Genomic DNA, 22,569 nt, shown 5'->3' with positions numbered 1-22,569 from the left:
ATCCTAAACACCGGGTGAAGCTATCGCTCTCCGCGTCGCTTGGCGAACTATCGGCTGTCATACGTTCTCGATAAATTGTTTCTATCATACAATACATAAATATTCGTGATTATACCGACGTGGCTCCCGTTTAAGTCGATCCTATCTGGTTTAATCGAACCGATACCACACGAGTTTATGCGATTGAATATCCGTCATCACCTGGCTTAGATACCAATTTTAAATACTGTTACTTTCATATATGGGATTGGTATTAATTGGCACGATCAACCGTCCACAAGTGGGTACAGAAAGTCGACTTACAGCCGATAGACGAGAAACAGCCGGATCACCTCGTGCTCAACGAACCCGCGATCCAACTCGACGATCAGCGCTACTGGCTGTACGCTGCTGTGGTTCTGAGACGAACGAACCTCCCCATATCAAGCTCTATTTACCACGAACAACGGCACTCTCGTCGATGTTTTTCACTGCACTTCGAGAGACACTCGACGTCTCCGATGCCGTGTTTCTCGTCGATTCAGCACCGTGACTCAAAGCTGCACCCACAATCATAGGCTTCGATTTCGCGATAAAATACAGAGGAATCGGAACGCTGTCGAACGTTTCGTTTAAGATATACAATATCATATATCTCATATCGAAGACTGTTTTAGAAACGCCGAACTAGAGACTGGTAAAACATGATAGTAGAGTCACTCATACTGCTGGAGTCAGCTACTCCGGACAATAATCCAACGATACAATCATATAATTTGATAATTTGATGGGAATATGGAGTCACATTCCTGACCCTTTCATGGATACTGTGAATTCATACTACTATCTTCGTTCCGAGTACGAAGTCGGGCTGCGACAGCTCAAAAATCGGCAGCGCTGCTCTCCGAGTCGGCTCGTACCGTCCGCCGAGGCCGATACTCATCGGGTCTGATTAGGGACGAAGTCCACCGTATCGAGCGGATCGTCGAACGCGCCGACCAACTCCTCGAGGGCGTCCGTGGCCGTGAGCAACCCGACGATCTCGCCGTCGTCTTCGACGAGTGCGAGTTCCTGGTGGGCCGCCTGGAATTCGTCGATAGCGTCGCTAACCAGCATGTCTGCGGGGAGCATGTTCGGTGGCGTTGCGAGGTCCTCGAACGTCACTTCTCCGTTTCGAAGCTCGTCTATGTGATCGACGACCGTCGGGACGTAGACGATACCGACGAACTCAGCGGGCGTATCCTCAATCAACGGAAATCGCGTGTGGGGGGTCGAGCCGATACGGTCGAGGTTTTCCTCGACTGACGCGTTCGTCGAGAGAAAGACGGCATCCTCGATGCCGGTCATCGCGTCTTCGACCGGTCGTTCGCCGACGGTAAACGCGTTGATGATCTCCGCTCGCCGTTCGTCCGGGAGGTCCCCTTGCTCGAGGACGGACGTGAGCCGATTCCGGAGGTCGGCTCGCGTCTCGATGATTTCCGTTTCGGTCTCGAGCCAGGCACCGGTCATCTCGATCCCGAACCGTCGGAGGGTCCATTTCGCGACGCCGTCGCCGAGCCAGATCACGGGCGAGAGCAGTCGCGCGAACCAGTACAGCGGCGCCGCTCCGTATCTCGCGACGAACTTCGTTCGCTCGACGCCGAGGTAGGTCGGTGTTTGTTCGCCGTGCGTGAGGTGGAGGAGATTGATGATCACGAACGCGAGGACGGCGCCGGCTCCCGCAGACGCGAGTGCAGTATTTGCAAAAAGCGGGCCGACGACCGTCGCGAGTGCTGGCTCGGCAACGATCCCGACAGCGATGCTCGTTGCACTAATCCCGACCTGACAACTGGTGAGGTAGATCTCGAGATCGTCCGTCATCTCCCACGCGCGCCGAAGCCCTGGCTCGTCGAACGCCGATTCGGGATACTGGCGGACGCGCGTGAGGGCGAACTCGACCGCGACGAAGAAGGCGTTCGCGAGGATCAGGCCGATACCGGCGATCAACCGGAGTCCGATTTCGACGGAGTCCATTCGATCGGCGTTTCGCCGCCCTGTCGTATCAAGGTATCTTCGTTTCCCGGTTATAGAATTTTCTCACTCACACGGGTCGTCGACCGTCGGTGACAGGCGTCCGGAGATCCGCTCGCAAGCTAACACAGCAAACGAATCCGGAGAATCATTCGACCGCACTACGACCCCGACGGACCACCCGATCGGGCGACGGGCGTTCGTACAGATCGAGTAGATGGTCGCGAAATAGTGACTAACAATGAAGGTTTCGCACGTCGAATCCCGATACGATGTACGATCACATCTTGCTCGCCGTCGACGGGAGTGACGAAGCCAAGCAGGCGGCGAAACGCGGTCTCGAGTTCGCCCGGGACTTCGATGCAACTGTCGACGTTCTCCACGTCGTCGAGAAGAAGGCTCTCCGGCTCACGAAGACGGCTGATGAGGCGGACCGGCTTCGAGAGCGGGGCGAAACGATACTCGAGGACATCCAGTCGATCGCCTCGGACGTTGGTCACTCGGTAACGATGGAGTTGACCGAGGGGGAGCCCGCGAGACGGATCGCCGAGTACGCCGCGGATCGGGGCGCGACGCTGATCGTCGTCGGCCGACAAGGTGTGACCAGTCTCGGAAAACGCCTCCTCGGCGGTGTCACGGAGGGACTCCTTCGTCGAAGTGACGTCCCTGTACTCGTCGTCCCGGAGGAAGACCGAACGACCGGGGAAGCGTTCGATTATTCCCGGCTCCTCCTTCCGACCGACGGGAGCGAGAACGCCGACACTGCGATCGACCACGGCGTGGCCGTGGCGCGGCAGTACGGATCGATCATCCACGTGCTGAACGTCATCGATCTCCAGGCTTCGGGCGGCGTGTTTGACGTAGGCGGCCTCGAGAAAGAACTCGTCGAACGGCTTGAGGCGAACGGAGCAGCGATAGTCGACGAAGTTGCGGCCGAAATCGACGACGTGGCGTCCGACGTGACCGTGGAAACCGCCGTCGAGCGAACGACGTCGTTCGACGGGGTCGCTGCCGGTATTAGCGAGTACGTCACGGACAACGATATCGATCTCATCGCCATGGGAGCGCGTGGCCGGTCGAACCTCGGAAGACACCTGCTCGGCAGCGTGGCCTCGAACGTGTTACGGACGGTCGATGTTCCGGTACTGATCGTCACGCGGTCGCCGTGACCGAGTCCGCGAGCCACCGGAGGGAGCGTTCTGACGAGCGAGAGATCAGTCAGCGCTCTGTTCGGACGTTCCCGACCGACCCGCTTGCAGCGGGTTCGCTGCCGACCCCGACGTCACCAACCGCAGATACGTGCCGGCGTTCGTCAGGAGCTTGTTCTCCGCCTTCCGGAGGTGTTCCTCGAAGGTCGAGCGGGCCACCGACGTCTGCGAGGCCAGTCCTCGTAGCGATGTCTGTCGCGGCTGTTCGTAGTAGCCGTTCTCCAGTGCCAACTGTAACGCTGCCAGTTGGCGATCGGTGAGATCCTCGAAGAGCTGATCGACCGGCGCCAACATGCTATGCGGGATCTGTTGCTCCGTGATAGCGGTCTTGGAGAGCAGTTCGATATCTCGATCCGCCTCGAGGTCCTGAACCAGCGCCCGAACGTCGTCCTCGTCGAAGGCGATTACCGTGTAATGCTCCCAGCCCTGACGGTGAATCGTCGGCGGCTGGTAGAGGCAATTGTGCGCCTCGAACCGTTCCAGGATAGATCCCTCGAGCGAACAGAGGCAGGATTGGGTGACGACGTGGAGTCCCGAATCATCGATCGACCGGTGGAGGACCGTTCCGATCCCGTTGATCTCCTCGAGCAGGTCGTCGGTCGGTGCCTCCGCGGAGGTGATTTCGAGCACCTGACAGTCGCTCAGATACCACTCTCGAATAGTGAGGTCCGGATAGCGTTCCGAGATCTCTCGGTACGGACACTCGTGTTTCAACCGAAATGAGGCCTCGAAGAGACTCATACACCATCGTTCGGTCTCGAGATGATTAACGGTGCCGGTCATGTCCCGCACCACCTCTATTCCGGTACCGTTCGTACGAATAATCGATGACGGAAATCAGCCCGACGGAACTCAGTGATCGGTTGCGGGACGGCGAAGACGAGAGTGGGGACGTCCTCGTCCTCGATATTCGCCACCGAGACGAGTACGAGGAGTGGCACGTTCCGGACAGCGTCAACGTCGATGTCTACGACGAACTGATCGACGATCCGGAGACGGCGAAAGACGATCTCGAGGATCTCCCGGACGACCGCGAGATCGTCACCGTCTGCACCGCAGGGGTCGTCTCACGGACCGCAGCGGAGGTCCTGCGAGAGATGGGATACGACGCCAGAACGCTCGCCGACGGCATGAACGGGTGGAGTCGCGTTCACCGGAGCGCACCCGTCCCGGCCGATCTCGACGGAACGCTCGTCCAGGTCGCCCGTCCGGGGAAGGGATGCCTCTCTCACGTCCTTCTTTCGGACGGTGAAGCCGCCGTGTTCGACCCCTCCCACTACCTCGAGGAGTACGACGAAATTATCGACGCCCACGGCGCCGAACTCGTCGGTGTCTTCGATACACACGCCCACGCCGACCACGTCTCCGGCGGTGCGGAACTCGCCGAGCAACGCGACGTTCCGTACTACCTCCATCCGACGGACGCGCTCGCTATCGACGCGACTCCGATCGAAGACGGAGATTCGATCGCGATCGGATCGATCGACGTCGAGGTCATCCACACGCCCGGACACAGCGAGGGCAGCGTCTCGTTCGATCTCGAGGGCGAGGCCCTGCTCACGGGCGATACGCTCTTCCACGAGAGCGTCGGCCGCGTCGAGCTCGGCGTCGAAGCCGGTATCGAAGATTCCGACGTCGAGGGGAACGCCGCGACGCTCTACGAGAGCCTCCAGCGTCTTCTGGATCGGTCGGACGATACAGTCGTCCTCCCGGCACACGATCCCGGATCGCCCGAGCCGCCGGTGACCGCGACGTTAAGCGAGCTTCGAGAACGGAACGCGGACCTCGAACGCGACCGCGAGGAGTTCGTCGAGACGCTCGCCTCGGACATTCCGGACCATCCGCCGAACTTCGAGCGCGTCAAGCGCACGAACGTCGGGAAGGAGGATGTCCCCGACGAGGAACTGTCCGAACTCGAACTGGGCCCCAACCGCTGTGCTGCCGAATAACCGATGAGTGAGCGATCGACACTGAAACAGGGAATTCGCGAACACCTCGGACAGTTCTCGCTACACGTCTTGCTGGTGTTCGCGACCGGTCTGACGATCGGGTCCGAGCGGACCGTCGTGCCCATCTTAGGTGAGGACGTACTCGGCGTCGAGTCGTTCTTGGTCATCGGTTCGTTCGTCGTTTCGTTCGGCTTCGTCAAGGCGCTACTCAACCTCTACGCCGGGAAATGGGGCGAAGAGTACGGGCGCAAGCCGGTACTCGTTCTCGGTTGGGTGACCGCGCTGCCGATCCCGATTATCCTCATCTACGCCCCGAGCTGGAGCTGGATTACCGTCGGGAACGTTCTGCTCGGGATCAATCAAGCGCTGACCTGGAGCATGGCGATCAACGCCAAGATCGATCTCGCGGGGCCCGAGCAGCGCGGGCTCGCGGTCGGTATCGACGAGGCGTTCGGCTACACCGGTGTCGCCGTCGGCGCGTGGATCACGGGTGTCATCGCCGGCCAGACGAGCCTTCGGCCTGAACCGTTCTTCTTCCTCGCAGCGGTCGTCGTGCTCGCATTTCTCATCTCGGTCTTCCTCATCAAGGAGACCGTCCAACTCGCACAGATGGAGGGCGACGACGATCACCGAGACGCGAACCTCCCGTTTATCGACGTTCTCAAGCGGGCGACCTACGGTGATAGGACGCTCTTCGCCGCGGCCCAGGCCGGCCACATCGAGAACTTCGTGGACACGCTGTTCTGGATCGCGGTGCCGCTCTATCTCACGAGTCAGGGGCTCGCGATCGAAGCCGTCGGCGTCGTCGTCGGCGTCCACAGCGCCATGTACTTCCTCCAGATCGGAACCGGGGGCCTTGCCGACCGCATCGGCCGCCGTCCCCCCGTCGTTGCGGGAATGTTCCTCGCCGGAGCGGGCGTTCTCGGGATGGTGTTCGTCGAGAGCTATCTCCCGTGGGTGATCCTGTCCGGGCTCTCCGGGCTTGGAATGGCACTGCTCTATCCCAATCTGATGACTGTCCCCAGCGACGCTGCCCATCCGACGTGGCGGTCGGCCGGCATGGGCGTCTACCGAATGTGGCGTGACTCCGGATATGGGGTCGGTGCGATCCTGATCGGCCTTTCGATGGAGTTCGTGAACGCCGAAGCCGCGTTCTACATGACCGCGGTCTTGATGTTCCTCTCCGGTGCCGTCGTCTACGTGTGGATGGAGGAAACGCATCCCGAGTTCGGTACTCACGAGCCACCGGCACCAGCACCGGACTCCCCTCACAGTGCGGCTCTCGAGGGCTGAGACACACAGTTTCTCGACCGCCGATTCGAGACGTGCCGCCGGGTGGCACGACCGCAGTCCGATCCCGTCGGCACTCGCCGAGCGACCGCGGGTCGCTCGGCTACGTCGTTTCGAGCCTCAACATTCCTCTTTATCGGGTTCGGTCCCGTAACAGAGCGTGAAAGGATAAGTACGATCACCGCATGCTCGAGAATCGAGGGAGAACTTCCGACGAGGCGGCCGAAAGCGACACGCGGCGCGAGGCGAACCGATGGGCGAAGTCGAGGTCTCAGCTCCAGCGACCACGATCACCACTGACCGAGCCGGGAACGGAGGAGAAAAACATAGCCGCGTTCTGCGCGGCCCCGTTGCGGCCGGCGTTATCCATCGTTGGATTACCGGACGACCGTCACCGGAACCGGTGCGCGACGCACGACCTTTTCCGCGACGCTGCCCAGCAGCACGCGTGAGACGCCGGATCGACCGTGACTGCCGAGGACGATCTGATCGACATCGTTTTCGGCCGCGAACTCGACGATGCTGCGGGACGGCTGGCCGATGACCGTCTCGGTCTCGATCGACGCACCGTGCTCATCGGCGATCTCTCGTGCGGTCTCGAACAGCGACTCGGATCGGTCTTCCTCGAGATCGATGAGCCGTTCGTAGTCGTACGACATCTCGCCGTGATACATCGTGAGTGACGGATTGATCACGTGTAACACCGTTATAGTGGCGTCTGGATGCGTCGTGACGGCGTGTTCGAGTGCCGTTCGCGCCGGGTCGGAGTCGTCGATCGGGACGAGTACTCGCATACATGCCGTTCGACGGATGAGAATATATGCACTCGGTGAAATCCCACCGACTTGGAATCGCAACCGCATACAACCGACTGGCTGCCACTCGCATCGTTCTTCACGAACACCGTCCATGAGGTGTCGTGATCACATCTCGGTTGCGGGCCCCTCAGATTGTCCGCCGCCGGCGAACGTACAGCCCGAGAAACACGAGTGCGAGAAGCACACTGACCACGTCGAGGGGCAGTTCGTGAAACGTCAGTACGGCGGCTGTGACGAACAGGGACCCGGAGACGATGGCGTAACCGACCGCCGGATCCCCTCCGCTCGGCGCGTCGATCGGCTCGGTTCTGACGACGAGTTCACCGCGCTCGAGTTGACCGAAGACGGTATCGAATCGCGCTGGCGCTCGTGCGAGTACCGGTGCCGATTCCCGGATATCGTTCCGGATATCCTCGAGTATTGCGTCAATCTCGCTCTCGATAAATCCGTAATCGACGAGAAACGACCGCGTGACGGCGATGAAGTCGAACCCCGGATCGAGCGTTCGACAGACGCCTTCGCCGACCGTTCCGACCCGGACGAGCAACATCACGTTCGGCGGGACGCGAAACGGGAAGTCATGAAGCCTCGAGAACAGCTCGGTGATGATCGAGCGCCAGGTGATGTCGGCGCGTCCCTCGAGGTTCTCGATCAGTAGTTCGAGGACCTGCCGAACCGCGACCCGATCGACCGTCGGGTCGAGGACTTCGAGCGCGATGAGCGTGTTCAGCAGGCCGTCGACGTCGCGACGGACGAGGGTGCGGTAGAGACTCGTGATATCGTCCTGTTCTTGCGGACTCAGTCGTTTGCTCATTCCGTAGTCGTAAATGACCAGTCGTCCCTCATCGGTCACCGCGAGGTTTCCGGGATGGGGATCGGCGTGGAACACACCGTCGACCAGTCCCATTTTCAGATACGTGCGGGCGATCACCGTCGCCATCTCGGTGGGTTCGACGCCGACATCCGCCAGAGCCTGATCGTCCGTGATCTTGTCACCGGTGATGTACTCCATCACGATGAGTCGTTCCGAACACAACTCGGGATACACCGTGATCGAGTAGGAGTAGTGAGTAGTCGGAGTAGCGTCCGTCATTCCGTTTATACCGTTCTAAATTGCCATATACTGGCTCGGTACAACGGGTAATACGGTATTTTTGCCCTGGTTCCCGTTACACACATAGGTTTGTAATAAAAGCTATAAACGGCCGACATATAGCGGATACGTTCTCGAAACAACCAGCGAAACGGTCGTAACGGTTCGGACGGAGAGAACGTCTCTCGCGGGATGAGAAGCCGAAGACGAGAAGAGATACCGAGCCGTTATCACGACCGCTGGAGCCGTCCCCGCCGCTTGGTCTGCTACGACGTCGTTTCCGACGACCTCGCGCTTTTGACTTCCTCCCGCGGCTAAAGCCGTGGGCTTCCGCTAGCTAACTGTCATCACGTCTTCGGCTATCTGTTCGGACGATAGCAAAACAGCGCGAGAGTAATCCGATCCGTCGCTCTATTGGTTGACGGCTCGAGTCGCACATCCTCCGATGGGATCGATGAGCGTCAGAGGGGGTTCCCGTCGCGTATCTGTGGCCAGTTCGTGCCTCTCCGCGGTCGAACGGTGGTGTTGATCGGCGCTAACGGAATACGTTCGTAATCGGATCCCGCTACTGATCCGTCTCGGAGAGCGAAATCCGTTGGCCGTGTCTCGATCGAAAACGGAGTTCCGTCGTCACTTCAGCAGATACCAGTCGAACCGGTCACTGCTGTCGACGTGGGATTCGATACGCCATCTTTATCGGACCGACGCCTGTACCGGGTTACATGCGACCGTCGGTCGTTCGGAAGGGAGAACGCGGTGTTCGGTACGGAATCCTGGCGGTACTCGCAATCGGCGTTCGCCGACGCGATCCCAGTGCAGTCGCAAACGCTATCCTCGGACTCATCGGGACGTTTCTTCCGCTCGTTTCCGAACGACGGTACGATGTCGAATTCCGACCGTGGCAGCGCGTCTATCTCGAGACCGCTATGCTCACACACGCCGTCGGTATGCTCGGTCCCTACGACGACGTCTGGTGGTGGGACCACCTGACACACACCCATTCGGCAACGATTCTCGGCGGATTCACCTTCGTAGCGGTTCGTCGCCGCGGGCGCGATCCTCGTCCCCTCGTGATTGCTGTCGTCGTCTGCGCCGGGATCCTCTGGGAACTCGTCGAGTACACGATCCATGCCACGGCCGACCGGATCGGTCTCGAACCGGTACTCGTCACCTACGGAAAGACCGACACGCTCTTCGATCTCGTTTTTAATCTCGTCGGCGCTGCTATCGTCCTTCTACTCGGCGACCACGCCCTCCACAATTTCGCCAGATCGGATCGATAGTGGAAAATTAAACTACGATGAGTGCAATGTAATATAATTGACTGGTAGTGATCCTAGCTGGTCAGCACAGGCTTTTTGCCCCCATTGTGGTACTCGCCGGTATGTCACCGGATATCGGTGTGGAGTTAGACGCGGAAGAAATCGAAACATTTCTGCGAGAACAGGGGCTCGGAGTGCTTGGCTTGGCGAAGGGAAGCGAAGCATACACGATCCCGATCGCCTTCGCCTACGACGGTGGTTCGAATCGATGCTTCTTCCGGTTTATCATGGACGAAGGCGGTATGAAGCGGGCGTTCGTTTCGGAAACGGACCTCGCGAGCCTCACCGTCTACGAGTGGGCCACGAAAAACCAGTGGAAGAGCGTCGTCCTCCGAGGCCATATCCGACAGGTATCCGACTCCGACTTGGCCGAAGCGGCGACGCTATTCTCCGATGTAGGCGAAGAGGCAGCGCTCGAGGTGTTTAACGCCCCGATCTCCGAGTACGAGACGGTGTGGTACGAGTTAGAGATCACCGAAATCACCGGTCGTGGTCAGTTCGTCGGATCGAGAGATAGTGTCGTTTGATATACGGGATCGTGCAACCCTCGCGGGACTAATCGAATAACAGCGGGAAGTAAACTAACTCGGACGTCTCGGACGCCTGCGGAGAGTCGCCGACTCACGACGACTCCTCGAGGACGGCGTCGAGATCGAACAGCCGGTGTGTGGCCTCGATAATCGCATCGTCACCGTCACGTGCGGCCGTTCGAAGGCGTTCGGTCGGCGTCCCGAGGAGCGATCCGGTCAGCGCGCTGGCGAACTCCTCCAGAATGACCTCGGGGTCGTCCCCGTTCTCGAGGCGGGCCCGCGCCTGCTCGAGTTCGTTCTCACGGATCGCTGCCGCCGTTCGGTGGAGCGCGCGGAGCGTATCCTCGGCGCGGTTCTCGCGTTCTCGATCGACGAACGACGCGATCGCGTCTGCGATCGCGTCCTCGACCGTTGGGACCGCCTCACGCCGGTCCGCGACGACCACCTCGATCTGGCGTTGGATCTCGTCGAGAGTCACGACCGTTCCGGGCGATTCCCGGACCGCGTCGGCGACGTCGGGCGGGTTCGCCAGGTCAACGACGAGCGTATCCTCCGCGACGGCATCCGCCGTCTCGTCGGTCAACACCGGCTCCGACGCGCCGGTCGCCGTCACGACCGCATCGGCATCCGTCAGCGCCGACTCGAGGAACTCGAGCGGCCAGTACCGTCCGTCATCGGTGGGTAGCTTCGGTGCGCTCGATCGGTTGACGACGTCGACGCGACTGTCCCATCGATGGCTGGCCGCCCTTACGACCGAGGTCGCCATCTCACCTGCGCCGACGACGACGAGGCGGTTCGGCGTGCAGCCGCATGCCTCGAGTCGGTCGCAGGTCGCGCTCCCGTAGCTGACGTGGCCCTCATTGATGTCGGTCTCGTCGCGACAGGCCCGTCCCACTGAGACGGCCGCGTCCGCGGTTCGCGTCACCACGCCGCCGGTGAGTCCCGCCTCGAGTGCCGTTTCGAACGTTCGACGGACCTGTCCGAGGACGTGATCCTCGCCGATCACGGTACTGTCGAGACCGCAAGCGACGCGGAACAGGTGTTCGACGACGTCGATCCCCGTTTCGGTCCGGAGGCCGTCGGGATCGGCGAGCGCGTCGCACGCCACGCGAAGCGCTGCGTCGCGGTCCGCCGGTGTGCGGGTGCTGAGATACACTTCCACTCGGTTGCACGTCGACAGGACGACCGACTCGGTGACGCGGTCGTGTTGCGCGATCCGACGAGCGACTTCGAGCGGTTCGTCCGGTGTGACCGCACCGAGCTCGTCCGTCGAGTGAGTCGCGTGACTGAGGCGGCAACACGCGAGTCGGCGGACGCTCTTCGGAGCTGCCGCTCCCGCCGCCGGATCGGAATCGATTCTCGAGTCGGTAGGTGCCGGATCGAGCGCGTCCATCTGTCTATTCGAGCACTGCGGGCGCGTCGACCGGTGGTGCGTGGTCGGTCGGCAGGTCGTCGGTACTGTACTCGGCCTCGGTGAGATAGCACCGAGGGTCCTCGGCCCAGAGGTCGTCGTAGACTGCAGCGGCCCGGGCGCGGGAGTTCCCGCCACAGACCTCCTTCCACGGGCAACGGCCGCATTTCCCTTTGAGATGCTCGGTCGGTTCGGCCAGTTCGTCCCAGCGGTCGCTTTCGGCGAGGATCTCGTCGAGCCGTTGCTCTCGGACGTTCCCGAGCGTGTACTGTGAGAGGAACATGCTCGGGTGGACGTCGCCGCGGTGGTCGACGTTGACGACCTTCGGGCCGGCGTCGCCGTTCTTGACCACTCGCCCGGGACCGTCGTCGAACAGGAGTTCCCGAGCCCGCTCGGCGTGAGCCGGCATGTCTTCGCGGATGCGGTGGTAGAGGTAGACCGCGTCCGCGTAGTTACCCGCGGTCAGGATCTGCATGTCGGGGTGGGTCTCGGCGAGCGTTTTGGTTCGCTCGTAGAGGTAATCGACCACCTCACGCGTGCGCTCGAAGGGGAGGTCGGCGTCGGTGATGTCGCCGCCGCGCCCCGAGTAGATGAGGTGGAACACGTTGACACGGTCGATCCCCTCCTCGACTGCGAGGTCGATCACCGCGGGGACGTCGTCGACGGTCCCCTCGGTCATCGTGCACCGGATCCCGGTCCCCATCCCGGCGTCGCGAGCGTTGCGAAGCCCGTTGCGGGCACGCTCGAACGCCCCGTCGACGCCGCGGAACTCGTCGTTCGTCGCCCCGACGCCGTCCAGCGAGACGCCGACGTACTGCATCCCGGCGTCGGCTACTTCCCGAGCGCGCTCCTCGGTCAGGAACGTGCCGTTACTCGAGGCGATGGGACGGAGCCCCTGCTCGGTCGCGTACCGGGTGAGTTCGGTGAGATCGTCGCGGAAGAACGGCTCGCCGCCGCTGAAGACGAGTACCGGCACGTTCACCGCGGCCAGCGAGTCGATGAACGCCTTCGCCTCGGCGGTCGACAGTTCCCCGCTGTCGCGCTCGTCGCAGGCCCCGAAGTAGCAGTGTTTGCACTGCAAGTTACACGCAGGGGTCGTGTTCCACACGACCAGCGGGACGAGCGCATCGCTCGCGTGACGCTTCTCGTAACGGATCTGTTCGGGTCGATTGTCGAGTCCTCTGATGAGGCGTGTCAGGTCGATCATTGGCTTCCCTCCGGGCGGAAGATACCGCTCGGTTTGTCTCCGAGTCCCTCGATTCGGCGAGCGACGGACACGTCCGCTGGCCGATCGTCGGCCAGCGGCCGTACGTCGAGCACCGCGAGATCGGTTCGCTCCATATTTCCGACGTAGCACTCCTCCCCTTCGGGTCCGAAGACGACGTGAAGCGGTTCCCCGCCGACTTCGACTCGGCCGGCGATCGAGCGGTCACCCAGATCCAGGATCGTCACGAACGGCTCCTCGTAGGAGTCGACGATCGCGTAGCGGCCGTCCGGCGTCACGTCGGCGAAGCCGGTCGTCGTTCCGACGTCGAGCAGCGCCTCCGTCGGCGACGACTCGCCGGCCGCGACCGCCTCGAGGTCGACGACGGCTACCCGCTCGTCCTCGCGCGCCGGGAGCAGCCCGTACCGATAGTCGGGGCCGTCCGCGACGGCGAAGCCGTGCGGATTCGTCCCCGTCTCGGCAGTACAGCGGACCCGACCCGTTTCCGGATCGACGAACGACGCGGACGAGCCCCCAGCGTGGTTGACGACCAACAGCCCGTCGTCCTCGAGCACGTAGAGATCGTGTGGCTCTGCACCGACGGGGATCCGCGCCTCGACGGCCAACTGGGAATCGGCGCTGCACACGGCGATCTCGTCCGCGGTCTTCTGGCCCACGTACAGGCGGCCGTCCGGCCCGATTCGCATACCCGAACTCCGCGAGAGCGGCCGCGCGCCGCCCGCCTCGAGCCGGCCGTCGGCGTCGATCTCGAACGCGAGGACGCCCGGATCGGGCGCGTCCGGCAGAGCCACGGCGGTGCCGACGAACAGCCGGTCGCCGTCGGGGCCGAGTGCGCTCCCGACTGGCATCGTTCCGAGTCGGTCGACGCGCTGGACGGTCTCCAGACGCTCGAGGTCGAGGACCTCGAGATGCGCACTGGAGATGTACAGCAGGTACGCGACGGGCGCGTCCGGGTGAAACAGCGCCGTGTGCGGGTATCGCCCGTCGCCGACCGCTTTGAGGACCTCACCGTCCTCGATATCGACCGCGCTGAAGTGGCTGCTCGCGGCGTTCTTGACGATCGTCGGCGCGCCGGACGAGCGGTCGCTCGCGACGGTGTCGGTGTCCGGTGTCATTGGTATCTACCTCTATCGGTCCGAAAACAGCCCGCGGGGGCCGCCCCTTCGGACACGTCGATGGTCGCCGCGATCGGGTCGGGGTCGCCCGCTCGAACGTCGTCGACGTCGACGACGGTCACGGTGTCGGCGTCGACGCTGGGGACGTAACAGACCCGGCCGTCCGCGCTGAACCGCGGGTGGCGCGGCGTCGGCCCGGTCTCGACCCGCGCGACGACGCCCAGGCTCGAGGGGTCGAGGAACGCGACGCGATCGTCGTCGTAGGCATCGACGGCGAGCAGGGACCCGTCGGGGGTGACGTCGGGAAAGGCAGTGGGCGTCCCCAGCGGGACGCGATCGGCGACCGCCGACTCGAGATCCCCGCGGCGGACCGCCTCGAGGTCGACGACCGTGATTCCGTCTCCCTCCGTGTCGCCGACGATCCAGCGATCGCTGCCCGGAACGGCGGTCCCGCCCCTCGGGTTCGGGGCCGGGACCGTCCCGAGGACCGTCGCCGCGTGCGTGTCGACGACGGTCACGCTGTCCCCGTCGGCGTTGTTCACGCCCAGCAGTCCCCGGGTCGGTTCGTGGGCCAGGTCCTGCGGACCGGCACCGACCGCGAACCGGTCCAGGACGTTGAAGGGGGGCGTCCCGCCGATCCGGAGCAACTCGTCGTCGTCTCGGAGCGCGACCCACACGTCGTTGTCGGCGTCGACGGCGAGGCCGGCGGCCTTCCCGACGGGAAGTCGTGCGACGCGGTCGACCCGCTCGTCGGCCGTCCGAAAGACGGCCAGTCCCGGCTGGTCGTCGTCCGGGAGGCCGCCGTACGTGCTGACGAACAGGTACCGTCCCGTTCGGGTCAGGACCGCTCCCACGGGCGCGGTCCCGACCTCGTCGACGCGGTCCGCGACGGACAGCGTCCACAGGTCGACGATCTCGAGCGCGTTCGACCCCATGTAGGGGACGTACGCCCAGCGACCGCCGGGACGGACGGCCAGCGCGTGTGGCTGGCGGCCGTCGCCGATCCGCTCGAGCGGCTCGTGGGTCGCCGCGTCGATCGCCGTCAGTCCCTCGCCGCGGAGGTGTTTGACGAGCGCGAGCGGTCCCGCCGGTCGTCGGTCCGTCCGCGTTCGCGCGGTCGTGTTGCTGGTGTCGGACATGTGCCTGTGGGACCGGTCGACCGCGGTCAGTGTCCCTCCGCGCGGACGCCGAGGAACTTTCCGGTCGGCGCCAGCAGATCCTCGATCTGGGTCAGCATCTCGCCCGTGTTCGGATCGAACACGAGGATCGATTCGTTCTCGCCCATCCAGACGCTGATGTACACCTTCTCGCCGTCGCGGCTGAACTCGGGATGGATCGCGGCGTCGGCACCCCACTGACTGCAGTCGATCTCCTGGTCGACCTCGAGGGTCTCGGGGTCGATCGTGTAGACGTAGGCGTCGTCCTCGCTGTCGGTGAGGATGACGTCGGCCCAGACGTAGTCGCTGTTCTCGTGTTTCCGGATGAACAGCCCCGATCCCCTGACGTCGATCATCTCCTCGGCCTCCCAGGTCTCCGTGTTCCAGACGCCGACGCTCGGCGCACCCGCGTGGGTGGTAAAGGCGAGGTCCTCGTCGGGGTACAGCGCGCCGGGGCCGGGATGTGGCACACCGTCCATCGGGATCGCGGCGACGTGGCTTCGTTCTCGCGTGTCGATGATGTCCATCTGGTTATCCGTCTGGGAGGCGATCATGAAGTAGCGACCGTCCTCCGTGAAGAACCCGTCGTGGAGGGTTCGACCGCATTCGATGGTCGCCACGACCGGGAACTCGTCCTGCGTGTAGTCGATGAGCCACACCTCACCGCCTTCCTTGAGCCCCGCGAGGAAGAGCCCCTCCTGTGGGACGTCGTACAGCGAGCAGACGCGGCTCCCGAGGCTCTCGCCGTCGGGGTTGACGGTGTGGGTCGGGATCCGCTTGATCGGCTCCATCGTGTCCGCGTCACAGATGACCAGGTGGTTCGGGTTGTAGAACCCGCCGATCACGTAGTTGCCGTCCCGGGAGACGGCGATGTCCCTGGCGTCCGTCCCGGCGTCGGCGACGGCGACCCGTTCGAAGTCGAACAGATCGATCTTGTACATCTCCCCCTGTCGCGACTGCGTGTACACGTACGCACCCTCGCGCGTCTGCTCGGGGAGGTCGGGATGGAAGTCGTGAACGTGGATCGCCTTCCCCACGTTCTCGACGCGCTCCATGAACTCGTCGTTGACCGTGTCGATCATCGCCACCGAAGCGTTGTTGCGCTCGGTGACGACCATGATGTCTCGCAGGTCGAGGTCGTGCTGGGGCTCTCCTGCCAGTTCGCTTTCTTCTTTGAGAACCTCGTGACGCTCTTTCAGCGTCTCCATGTCGGTGAAGTCAACCTTGTCGACGGACTCGCCCTCGGGAACGACATACAGCTGGCCGTTCATCTGAGCGTGTCCGTCCCCGCAGTAGACGTTACACTCGAAGTCGAAGGTCCCCTCCTCGTCAGTGACGAACGTGACTGAATCGAACGCTTCGTCGTCCGTGTTCTCTGGGAGATTGACCGGCCCGATATCGTACGGCTCCTCGAGGTAGAACGTGTGGTACTTGAAGTCCGGGTTCTGTTCGAAGGTCGATTTCGTGAACTCGATCGTGAGTTCCGTGTTCGGCGGCACCCGGATCTCCTGGGGCTGGAACTCGTACTGGTGGGCCGCCAGCTGAACGGTCTCACTTCGTTCCACCTCCGCCGGCTCCTCTCCCGATGACTCCCCCTCGTCGGCAGTCTGATTACCCGTCTCGTCGGTTTCGTCGTCGGTGCAGCCCGCGAGCGCCGCCGACGCCGCCACGATGCCGCTCGTCTTCAGGAACGTCCGACGGCCCGGGATCGGCAACCCCATCTCGAAGTGCAGTTCGTCGTCGAACTCCAGGTTCTTCGCGATCTCCCTCGAAGCGCTCAAGTGGCGCTTGATTCGTTCCTCGTGGTCCGCCGTCGACTCGGCCGCTGACTCGGATTGTGACATGCTGGGCACCTCTCCAATTGAATCTCCAGACCCGACACCTATAACCGGGCAGCAACGTTTCGAGTTCGTGAGAGGTACGGGGAAGATGTTCGCGTCGGAGTTTTTCCGTCATGATAACACCACACTAGAGATCCGGAATCCGACGTCGTAACGATCCCTATGTCGGCCGTAGTATCCGACTCCGTTCGACGACGGTTCCCAGCTCGTTGGAGTCGGCGGTACAGTAATTTATAAAATACTCGATAGTATGACACATGACGACCGACAGCACGGCGTCGAAAGCTCGAGGCGATCGGATGACGACCGACTTCTTCGAGGACGTCCTGGCCGAGTATCTCGAGGAGGATCGCATAGTGGACGGCGTCGTCAGACTGACACTGGACGACGGGCGAACTCGCCGGTTCGTCATCGGCGACGACACCGAGTCGATGGGTCCGTACGAGTACGTTCGTCGCGAACTCGCGGAGGCGAAGTACCTAATCGAGGAAAACGAGGATCGGTTCGATCGACCGGTCGAGGTCTCTGTTCCAGTCCGCGACGAGGAGACCGTCCTCGCGGAGGTCGAAGACGAGGGCGCAGTTACGACCTGGTTCAAGCCAGAGGGGTTCGGACTTCTGCTCGAACACCTCTGCGCGATGGCCGACGACGAGCCCCGTGGCGAAACGACCGAGGAGACGGATACGACGACAGATTGAGACGGACCATCGGTACGCCGTTCGTTCGTATCGGCCTACCGACGTAGGCGGAAACGGAGGTCGCAACTGCCTGCGTGACGAAACGGGTACGGTCCTCATCGACTCCCTCTCGCCGTCGAACGAAGCGAACGAGTTGTGGCTGGAACAGCATACTGCTCGAGCGACGTGGAATCAGGGCTCACAGTAGAGGGTTTGCCCGCTGAACGTACACTCGATCCGCAACGGGTCGTCATAGGTCACTGAAACCCGATCCATGGCTTGGACGTAATGCGCAGGGGTTCCAGTCCGCGAGCGCTCATTGAGCCGTGAGATGAGGCCGGCTTCACGGAGGTTCTCGACCTTTCTGTACGCCGTCGACTGGGGGAGATCGAGAGCTTCGACTATGTCACGGACCGTCGCCGGCTCCTCGACGTAGAGATACACCGCTCGAGCGTCGTCGTCATTGAGCAGTTCCATGATCCGGTAGGGATCACAGTCGATCTCACTATCCTGTTCGGCGTACGGACACCGGATCGGTCGATCGATCGTGTCGCTCATGTTTAATGATTCGACTTACCTCTCCTTCGATATCCTCCATCATTCCCAAAAACTGAGGATCATCCGTCACGAGTAAGGCGGATGTCCGGCCGTATATCGGCTCAACGAACGCATACAGCATCTCGGTGGCCGTCACCTCGCTTCGGTCGTTCGAGCAATCCACTGAACACGTTCGGGAGCAAAGTCGCATACTTGGCGCGTGTCGATTCGACCGACCGTCACCGCAGGTCATCGAGACAGAGATCGTCGCTGTCTCCCGTCCGTCCCCTCGCGTCGCGTTCGAGTTCCAAGCCATGATCAAATCACACCTGAGTTGGGAGTCAATCGGGCGAGTTGCGTCTGAACCGTTCGTCATTACTCTCGCTGCCGTCGACGTGCTCATCGTCGTCGCGTTCATCGCTTTCGGATTGTTGAAGCACGCGATCGAACCGTGGGCGTTTCCAGCCTATACCCTCCGGACTGCGATCCCGTTCGTGATTGGATGGGTGGCCGTCGCCCCGCTCTTCGGAGCGTATCGGAGGCGGGTGTTCGAGTCGTTCAGACGGACGCTCGCCATCGTCGCTGTCGCATGGGTGGTCGCGTCGCTGCTCGGCGGGGCCATCCGCTCGACGGCGCTGTTTCCCGGTAGCGCACCACCGGAGTTCCTGCTCGTCACTGCTGTCCTCGGTCTCGGATTCGTCCTTCCGTGGCGGCTCGCGGTGACCGCCGGCGTTCGACGGCGATGAGCGACGATCGATCCCGACCGCGATCGATGCGAACGCGTTCGGCATCACGGCTACCCAGCGTCCGCGAGTAGCGACCGTGAGATGGATTCGTGCTCACTCTGTGGCCTTCCGACGCCAGAGTCACCGGTGACCGCGGCGGACGTCGAGGGACGGTTCTGCTGTCGCGGCTGTCTGGAGGTGAGCGCAACGCTCGAGACGGTCGACGACATCGATCGCGAGAGCGTCGTCGACCGGACAGCCGGGACCGTCGAGCGGGAAATTCCGGACGACGCTGCGGAGGCGTTCCTCGCGGTCGACGGGATGCACTGCTCGACCTGCGAGGGGTTCGTCGCGCTGCTGGGCGAGCGCGAGGCGGGGATTCTGATCGTCGAGGCGAGCTACGCGACCGACACTGCCCGGGTCGTCTACGACCCCGACCGGCTGGACGAGGACGAACTCCCCGAAACGCTCTCGGGATACGGCTACGAGGCGCGGTTTCGCGACGGCGAGGGGGACGGCACGCGAACCGACGAGGACCTCGTCCCGCGGCTGCTCGTCGGCGGGTTTCTGGCGATGCTCGTCATGCCGTGGTACCTGTTCTACCTCTATCCGAGCTACGTCGGGATCGAGACGGGAATCCTTTCGGTGGATGCAACCACATCCGTCGGGATTTACCTTCCACTCGCCGTGATCGGCCTGTTGACGGGCGGCGTGCTGTTCTACACCGGCTATCCGGTCTTACGAGGCGCGTACGTCAGCCTGCGGGTCGGGCAGCCGAACATGGATCTGCTGATCGCGATCGCCGCGGTCGCGGCGTACGCCTATAGTACGGTCGCGCTGGTGATGGGACGCACGCACCTCTACTACGACGTGACCGTCGCCGTCATCCTGGTCGTCACGCTCGGAACCTACTACGAACGCCGGATCAAGCGGCGGGCGACCGACCTGCTCGCGGACATCACCGCCGCACGGGTTCGCACTGCGACCCGTCGAATCGACGGCGGGACCGAGACGGTTCCGGTCGAGCGGCTCGCGGGAGGCGAGGAGGTGCTCGTCAGACCCGGCGAGCGGATCCCCGTCGACGGGCGAGTACTCGAGGGAACGGCAGCCGTCGACGAGTCCGTCCTTACCGGCGAATCGTTGCCGGTCACGAAGCGACCGGGTGATCGCGTCGTGGGCGGCGCGATCGCGACCGACAGTGCGCTGGTCGTCGAGGTCGGCGAGGACGCGGAGAGTACGCTCGATCACATCGCGTCGCTCATGTGGGAGATCCAGAGTTCGACGCCGGGCGTCCAGCGGCTGGCGGACAAGCTCGCGACGATCTTCGTTCCGTTTGTACTGACACTGGCGGTCGTCGCGACGGGCTGGCGCCTCGCGACGGGAACGCCGATCGCAGACGCGGTGCTCACGGGGTTGACAGTGCTCGTCGTTTCCTGTCCCTGTGCGATGGGGCTGGCGACGCCACTGGCGGTCGCATCTGGCCTCCGCGACGCCCTCGAGCACGGGATCGTCGTCGCGAACGCGACACTGTTCGAGTCGGCATCGGCCGTCGAGACGATCGTCTTCGACAAAACTGGCACGCTGACAGCCGGTGAAATGACGGTGCTCGAAGTACACGGCGACATCAATGCGATCGACCTCGCCGCGGCCGTCGAGCGCCGCTCGGAGCATCCCGTCGCCGAGGCCATCGTGGCCGCGGCGAGCGCCGGGCCGGCAGAGCGGGACCACGACGGTGGGGCCGACGAGCGTGTCGCGTTCGACGGCGGCTCCCTCGAACCCGAAGCCGCCGGAGACGACGAGCGATCGTTCGCGGTGACCGACTTCGAACGGCATCCCGGTGAGGGCGTCAGTGCGACGGTCGAGGAAACGACGGCGGACTCCGCTGCCCTCGAGACCGGCGACGAGCGACGAGCGGGCGATCGGGTCGCCGTCGGGACGCCCGCGCTCGTCGAGCGGTTGGTCGGTCCGGTTCCGGACGACCTCGAGACGGCGATCGATGACGCGCGAGCGCATGGACGGTTACCGACAGTCATCGGCTACGGCGGCCGGGCGAGGGCCGTCGCCGTCGTCGGCGACAGAACGCGGTCGGAGTGGCAATCGGTCCTCGAGTCGTTCGCCGACCGCGAGGTGATCGTTCTAACGGGCGACGACGAAGCCGCGACGGCGACGGTTCGCGACCATCCCGCAGTCGACCGGGTCTTCGCCGGTGTCCCGCCGGACGGAAAGGTCGAAACGGTCCGACAGCTCTCCCGCGAGGGGGTGACGGCGATGGTCGGCGACGGCACGAACGACGCCCCGGCGCTGGCCGCGGCGGACGTCGGGATCGCCCTCGGAAACGGGACGGCCCGCGCGACCGACGCCGCCGACGCGGTCGTCACCTCGAGCGACCTCCGGTCCGTTCGATCCGTGTTCGATCTCGCGACCGGAACCCGGCGGCGCATCCGCGAGAACGTCTGTTGGGCGCTGCTGTACAACGCCGTCGCGATCCCACTGGCCGTCGCCGGACTGATCAACCCGCTCTTCGCGGCCGTCGCGATGGCGACGAGCAGCGCCATCGTCGTCGGCAACTCCTCGCGGCCGGTGCTGGACGACTAGTCGTGGGATTCGATCGCTACCCACTGGTTTCGGACTCCGATACTGCGGTGTAGTGTGTCTGTCCTCGAGACAGAGGGATGGAGAGGGAGGCGGCGGTGGCGTTCCGAGACAACTCCCGGGGCTCGACGACGACCGTGAGCGGATCGCTGGATCGGATCTCCGAGACCGACCGTGAACTACGCGACGAATTGGGACACCCGTCTCGGACGAGAACGAGGACGGGTACGGACAGGACGAGACCTGGACTGGACGGAACGAGGACAGGACCGCACGAGAACGGGACCGGACGGAACGAACGACCCGGGCTTCCGCAGGGCGATCAGGCTCCCGACGACGGCTCGAGCGACGCGTTCGGAACCGACGAGACGGACCGACGGTATCGCCGCAGGGTCTCGTCGTCTTCGTCGCGGAGTTCGACGACGAACTCCTTCTGCCCGACCACTGACTCGAGGTCGTCTTCCCGGAACGTGACGTCGTACGGCGGGTCCTCGACGCGCGCGATCTGACTTTCGCCGCTGGTCACGACGACGCTGTCGATCCCCTCCGTCTCGGAGAGCGTACAGGAAATTTCCCCGTCCGCGCGGGTACACGAGAGGTCGGGGTTGACGTCCGAACCCGAATCGCTCTGGAGCGGCGACTGAAAGTCGAGCAGCATCGGCGAGACGGGTGCCGTTCCGAGTATCAGGACGATAGCCAGGAATATAGAGAGGTTGATCTTCGACCCGTTCCGAGCGATCGCTCGGACGAGCGGTCGGTCGGCAGTCCGGCGAAGCCGAATTACGAGCGGGACGATCACGGCGTGGGTAAGCGGCCCCCAGAGGATGAGGACGAATCCGTAGGCCCTCGTATACTCAAGGATGGTCCACTCGATGCCGTAGGAGAGTACGAGGCTCGAGGCCGTCCAGCAGAAGAAGCCGAAAAAGAGCAGTCCGACGCTCTTGAACAGTCGCCAGATGGGCGTATTCGCGTAGTAGACACTCAACAGGTCACGCCAGGCCCGGGCGATGGCCCGCGTGACGGACTCGAGCGGCGATGCGGTCGCGTCGTCGGAGTGTGGCGTCATGGGTGGGTACAGCGAAACGCGTGG

General features: G+C 63.1%; 18 protein-coding genes and 1 pseudogene. 8 read left to right on the top strand and 11 right to left on the bottom strand.

The genetic code is table 11. The annotated features are described in order from the left end of the window. Nucleotides 1-918: 918 nt before the first annotated feature. Nucleotides 919-1,992 (bottom strand): CNNM domain-containing protein, encoded by a 1,074-nt coding sequence (locus tag LDH66_RS22535; protein ID WP_226483322.1) that lies wholly within the window; start codon nt 1,990-1,992, stop codon nt 919-921. 269 nt (nt 1,993-2,261) lie between these two features. Here LDH66_RS22535 and LDH66_RS22530 point away from each other — a divergent pair, with 269 nt between their 5' ends. Then, on the top strand, nt 2,262-3,158 hold the full coding sequence (locus tag LDH66_RS22530) for a universal stress protein (protein WP_226483321.1): 897 nt from the start codon (nt 2,262-2,264) through the stop codon (nt 3,156-3,158). 45 nt (nt 3,159-3,203) lie between these two features. On the opposite strand, the gene LDH66_RS22525 is transcribed toward LDH66_RS22530, so the two are convergent. Then, nucleotides 3,204-3,938, bottom strand: coding sequence for a helix-turn-helix domain-containing protein (locus LDH66_RS22525; RefSeq protein ID WP_226483320.1), 735 nt, complete (start codon nt 3,936-3,938; stop codon nt 3,204-3,206). A gap of 86 nt (nt 3,939-4,024) precedes the next feature. Between LDH66_RS22525 and LDH66_RS22520 the strand changes: the two genes are divergently transcribed. Both LDH66_RS22520 and LDH66_RS22515 read left to right on the top strand, forming a co-directional pair. Beyond that, entirely contained in the window at nt 4,025-5,146 is a 1,122-nt protein-coding gene (locus tag LDH66_RS22520) for an MBL fold metallo-hydrolase (protein WP_226483319.1), read from the top strand. Nucleotides 5,147-5,149: 3 nt separating this feature from the next. Continuing rightward, a complete protein-coding gene (locus LDH66_RS22515) occupies nt 5,150-6,439 on the top strand; it encodes an MFS transporter (RefSeq protein ID WP_226483318.1) in 1,290 nt (429 codons plus the stop codon). 374 nt (nt 6,440-6,813) lie between these two features. On the opposite strand, the gene LDH66_RS22510 is transcribed toward LDH66_RS22515, so the two are convergent. Both LDH66_RS22510 and LDH66_RS22505 read right to left on the bottom strand, forming a co-directional pair. Further along, complete coding sequence (locus LDH66_RS22510; protein ID WP_226483317.1) at nt 6,814-7,230, bottom strand: universal stress protein; 417 nt, start codon at nt 7,228-7,230, stop codon at nt 6,814-6,816. A 151-nt stretch (nt 7,231-7,381) separates the two neighbouring features. After that, nucleotides 7,382-8,299: pseudogene (locus LDH66_RS22505) on the bottom strand (ABC1 kinase family protein); the annotation flags it as partial. A 770-nt stretch (nt 8,300-9,069) separates the two neighbouring features. Between LDH66_RS22505 and LDH66_RS22500 the strand changes: the two are divergent. Both LDH66_RS22500 and LDH66_RS22495 read left to right on the top strand, forming a co-directional pair. Next, nucleotides 9,070-9,630, top strand: coding sequence for a DUF2238 domain-containing protein (locus LDH66_RS22500; protein WP_226483316.1), 561 nt, complete (start codon nt 9,070-9,072; stop codon nt 9,628-9,630). 47 nt (nt 9,631-9,677) lie between these two features. Then, the gene (locus tag LDH66_RS22495; RefSeq protein ID WP_226483315.1) at nt 9,678-10,196 is read left to right on the top strand and encodes a pyridoxamine 5'-phosphate oxidase family protein; all 519 of its coding nucleotides are present in this window, start codon (nt 9,678-9,680) and stop codon (nt 10,194-10,196) included. A 94-nt stretch (nt 10,197-10,290) separates the two neighbouring features. On the opposite strand, the gene hemA is transcribed toward LDH66_RS22495, so the two are convergent. The 5 genes from hemA to LDH66_RS22470 are packed head-to-tail and all read right to left on the bottom strand — an operon-like array spanning nt 10,291 to nt 16,951. Further along, nucleotides 10,291-11,592 carry a glutamyl-tRNA reductase gene (hemA, locus tag LDH66_RS22490; RefSeq protein ID WP_226483314.1) on the bottom strand — a complete coding sequence of 434 codons (1,302 nt, stop codon included), beginning with the start codon at nt 11,590-11,592 and terminating at the stop codon, nt 10,291-10,293. A 4-nt stretch (nt 11,593-11,596) separates the two neighbouring features. Continuing rightward, nucleotides 11,597-12,817, bottom strand: coding sequence for a radical SAM/SPASM domain-containing protein (locus tag LDH66_RS22485; protein WP_226483313.1), 1,221 nt, complete (start codon nt 12,815-12,817; stop codon nt 11,597-11,599). Beyond that, nucleotides 12,814-13,950, bottom strand: coding sequence for a YncE family protein (locus tag LDH66_RS22480; protein ID WP_226483312.1), 1,137 nt, complete (start codon nt 13,948-13,950; stop codon nt 12,814-12,816). The genes LDH66_RS22485 and LDH66_RS22480 overlap by 4 nt, the downstream gene beginning before the upstream one ends. Beyond that, nucleotides 13,947-15,089 carry a beta-propeller fold lactonase family protein gene (locus LDH66_RS22475; RefSeq protein WP_226483311.1) on the bottom strand — a complete coding sequence of 381 codons (1,143 nt, stop codon included), beginning with the start codon at nt 15,087-15,089 and terminating at the stop codon, nt 13,947-13,949. The genes LDH66_RS22480 and LDH66_RS22475 overlap by 4 nt, the downstream gene beginning before the upstream one ends. 26 nt (nt 15,090-15,115) lie before the next feature. Beyond that, nucleotides 15,116-16,951, bottom strand: a complete 1,836-nt coding sequence (locus tag LDH66_RS22470) for a cytochrome D1 domain-containing protein (RefSeq protein ID WP_226483310.1) — start codon at nt 16,949-16,951, stop codon at nt 15,116-15,118. A gap of 254 nt (nt 16,952-17,205) precedes the next feature. On the opposite strand from LDH66_RS22470, the gene LDH66_RS22465 reads away from it, so the two are divergent. Then, a complete protein-coding gene (locus LDH66_RS22465; protein WP_226483309.1) occupies nt 17,206-17,646 on the top strand; it encodes a hypothetical protein in 441 nt (146 codons plus the stop codon). 171 nt (nt 17,647-17,817) lie between these two features. Here the strand turns inward: LDH66_RS22465 and LDH66_RS22460 are convergent, their stop codons facing one another. Continuing rightward, nucleotides 17,818-18,183 (bottom strand): helix-turn-helix domain-containing protein, encoded by a 366-nt coding sequence (locus tag LDH66_RS22460; RefSeq protein ID WP_226483308.1) that lies wholly within the window; start codon nt 18,181-18,183, stop codon nt 17,818-17,820. 293 nt (nt 18,184-18,476) lie between these two features. Between LDH66_RS22460 and LDH66_RS22455 the strand changes: the two genes are divergently transcribed. Further along, a complete protein-coding gene (locus tag LDH66_RS22455) occupies nt 18,477-18,908 on the top strand; it encodes a DUF3054 domain-containing protein (protein WP_226483307.1) in 432 nt (143 codons plus the stop codon). 81 nt (nt 18,909-18,989) lie between these two features. Continuing rightward, nucleotides 18,990-21,482, top strand: a complete 2,493-nt coding sequence (locus LDH66_RS22450; RefSeq protein ID WP_226483306.1) for a heavy metal translocating P-type ATPase — start codon at nt 18,990-18,992, stop codon at nt 21,480-21,482. Between the two features lie 319 nt (nt 21,483-21,801). Here the strand turns inward: LDH66_RS22450 and LDH66_RS22445 are convergent, their stop codons facing one another. After that, the gene (locus LDH66_RS22445; RefSeq protein WP_226483305.1) at nt 21,802-22,545 is read right to left on the bottom strand and encodes an aldo-keto reductase family protein; all 744 of its coding nucleotides are present in this window, start codon (nt 22,543-22,545) and stop codon (nt 21,802-21,804) included. Nucleotides 22,546-22,569: the final 24 nt, after the last annotated feature.

This window comes from Natrinema amylolyticum (assembly GCF_020515625.1).
GTDB classification, from domain to species: Archaea; Halobacteriota; Halobacteria; order Halobacteriales; family Natrialbaceae; genus Natrinema; species Natrinema amylolyticum.
The sequence above is the reverse complement of the archived record's forward strand: the minus strand, read 5'-3'. Positions and strand labels throughout refer to the sequence as shown.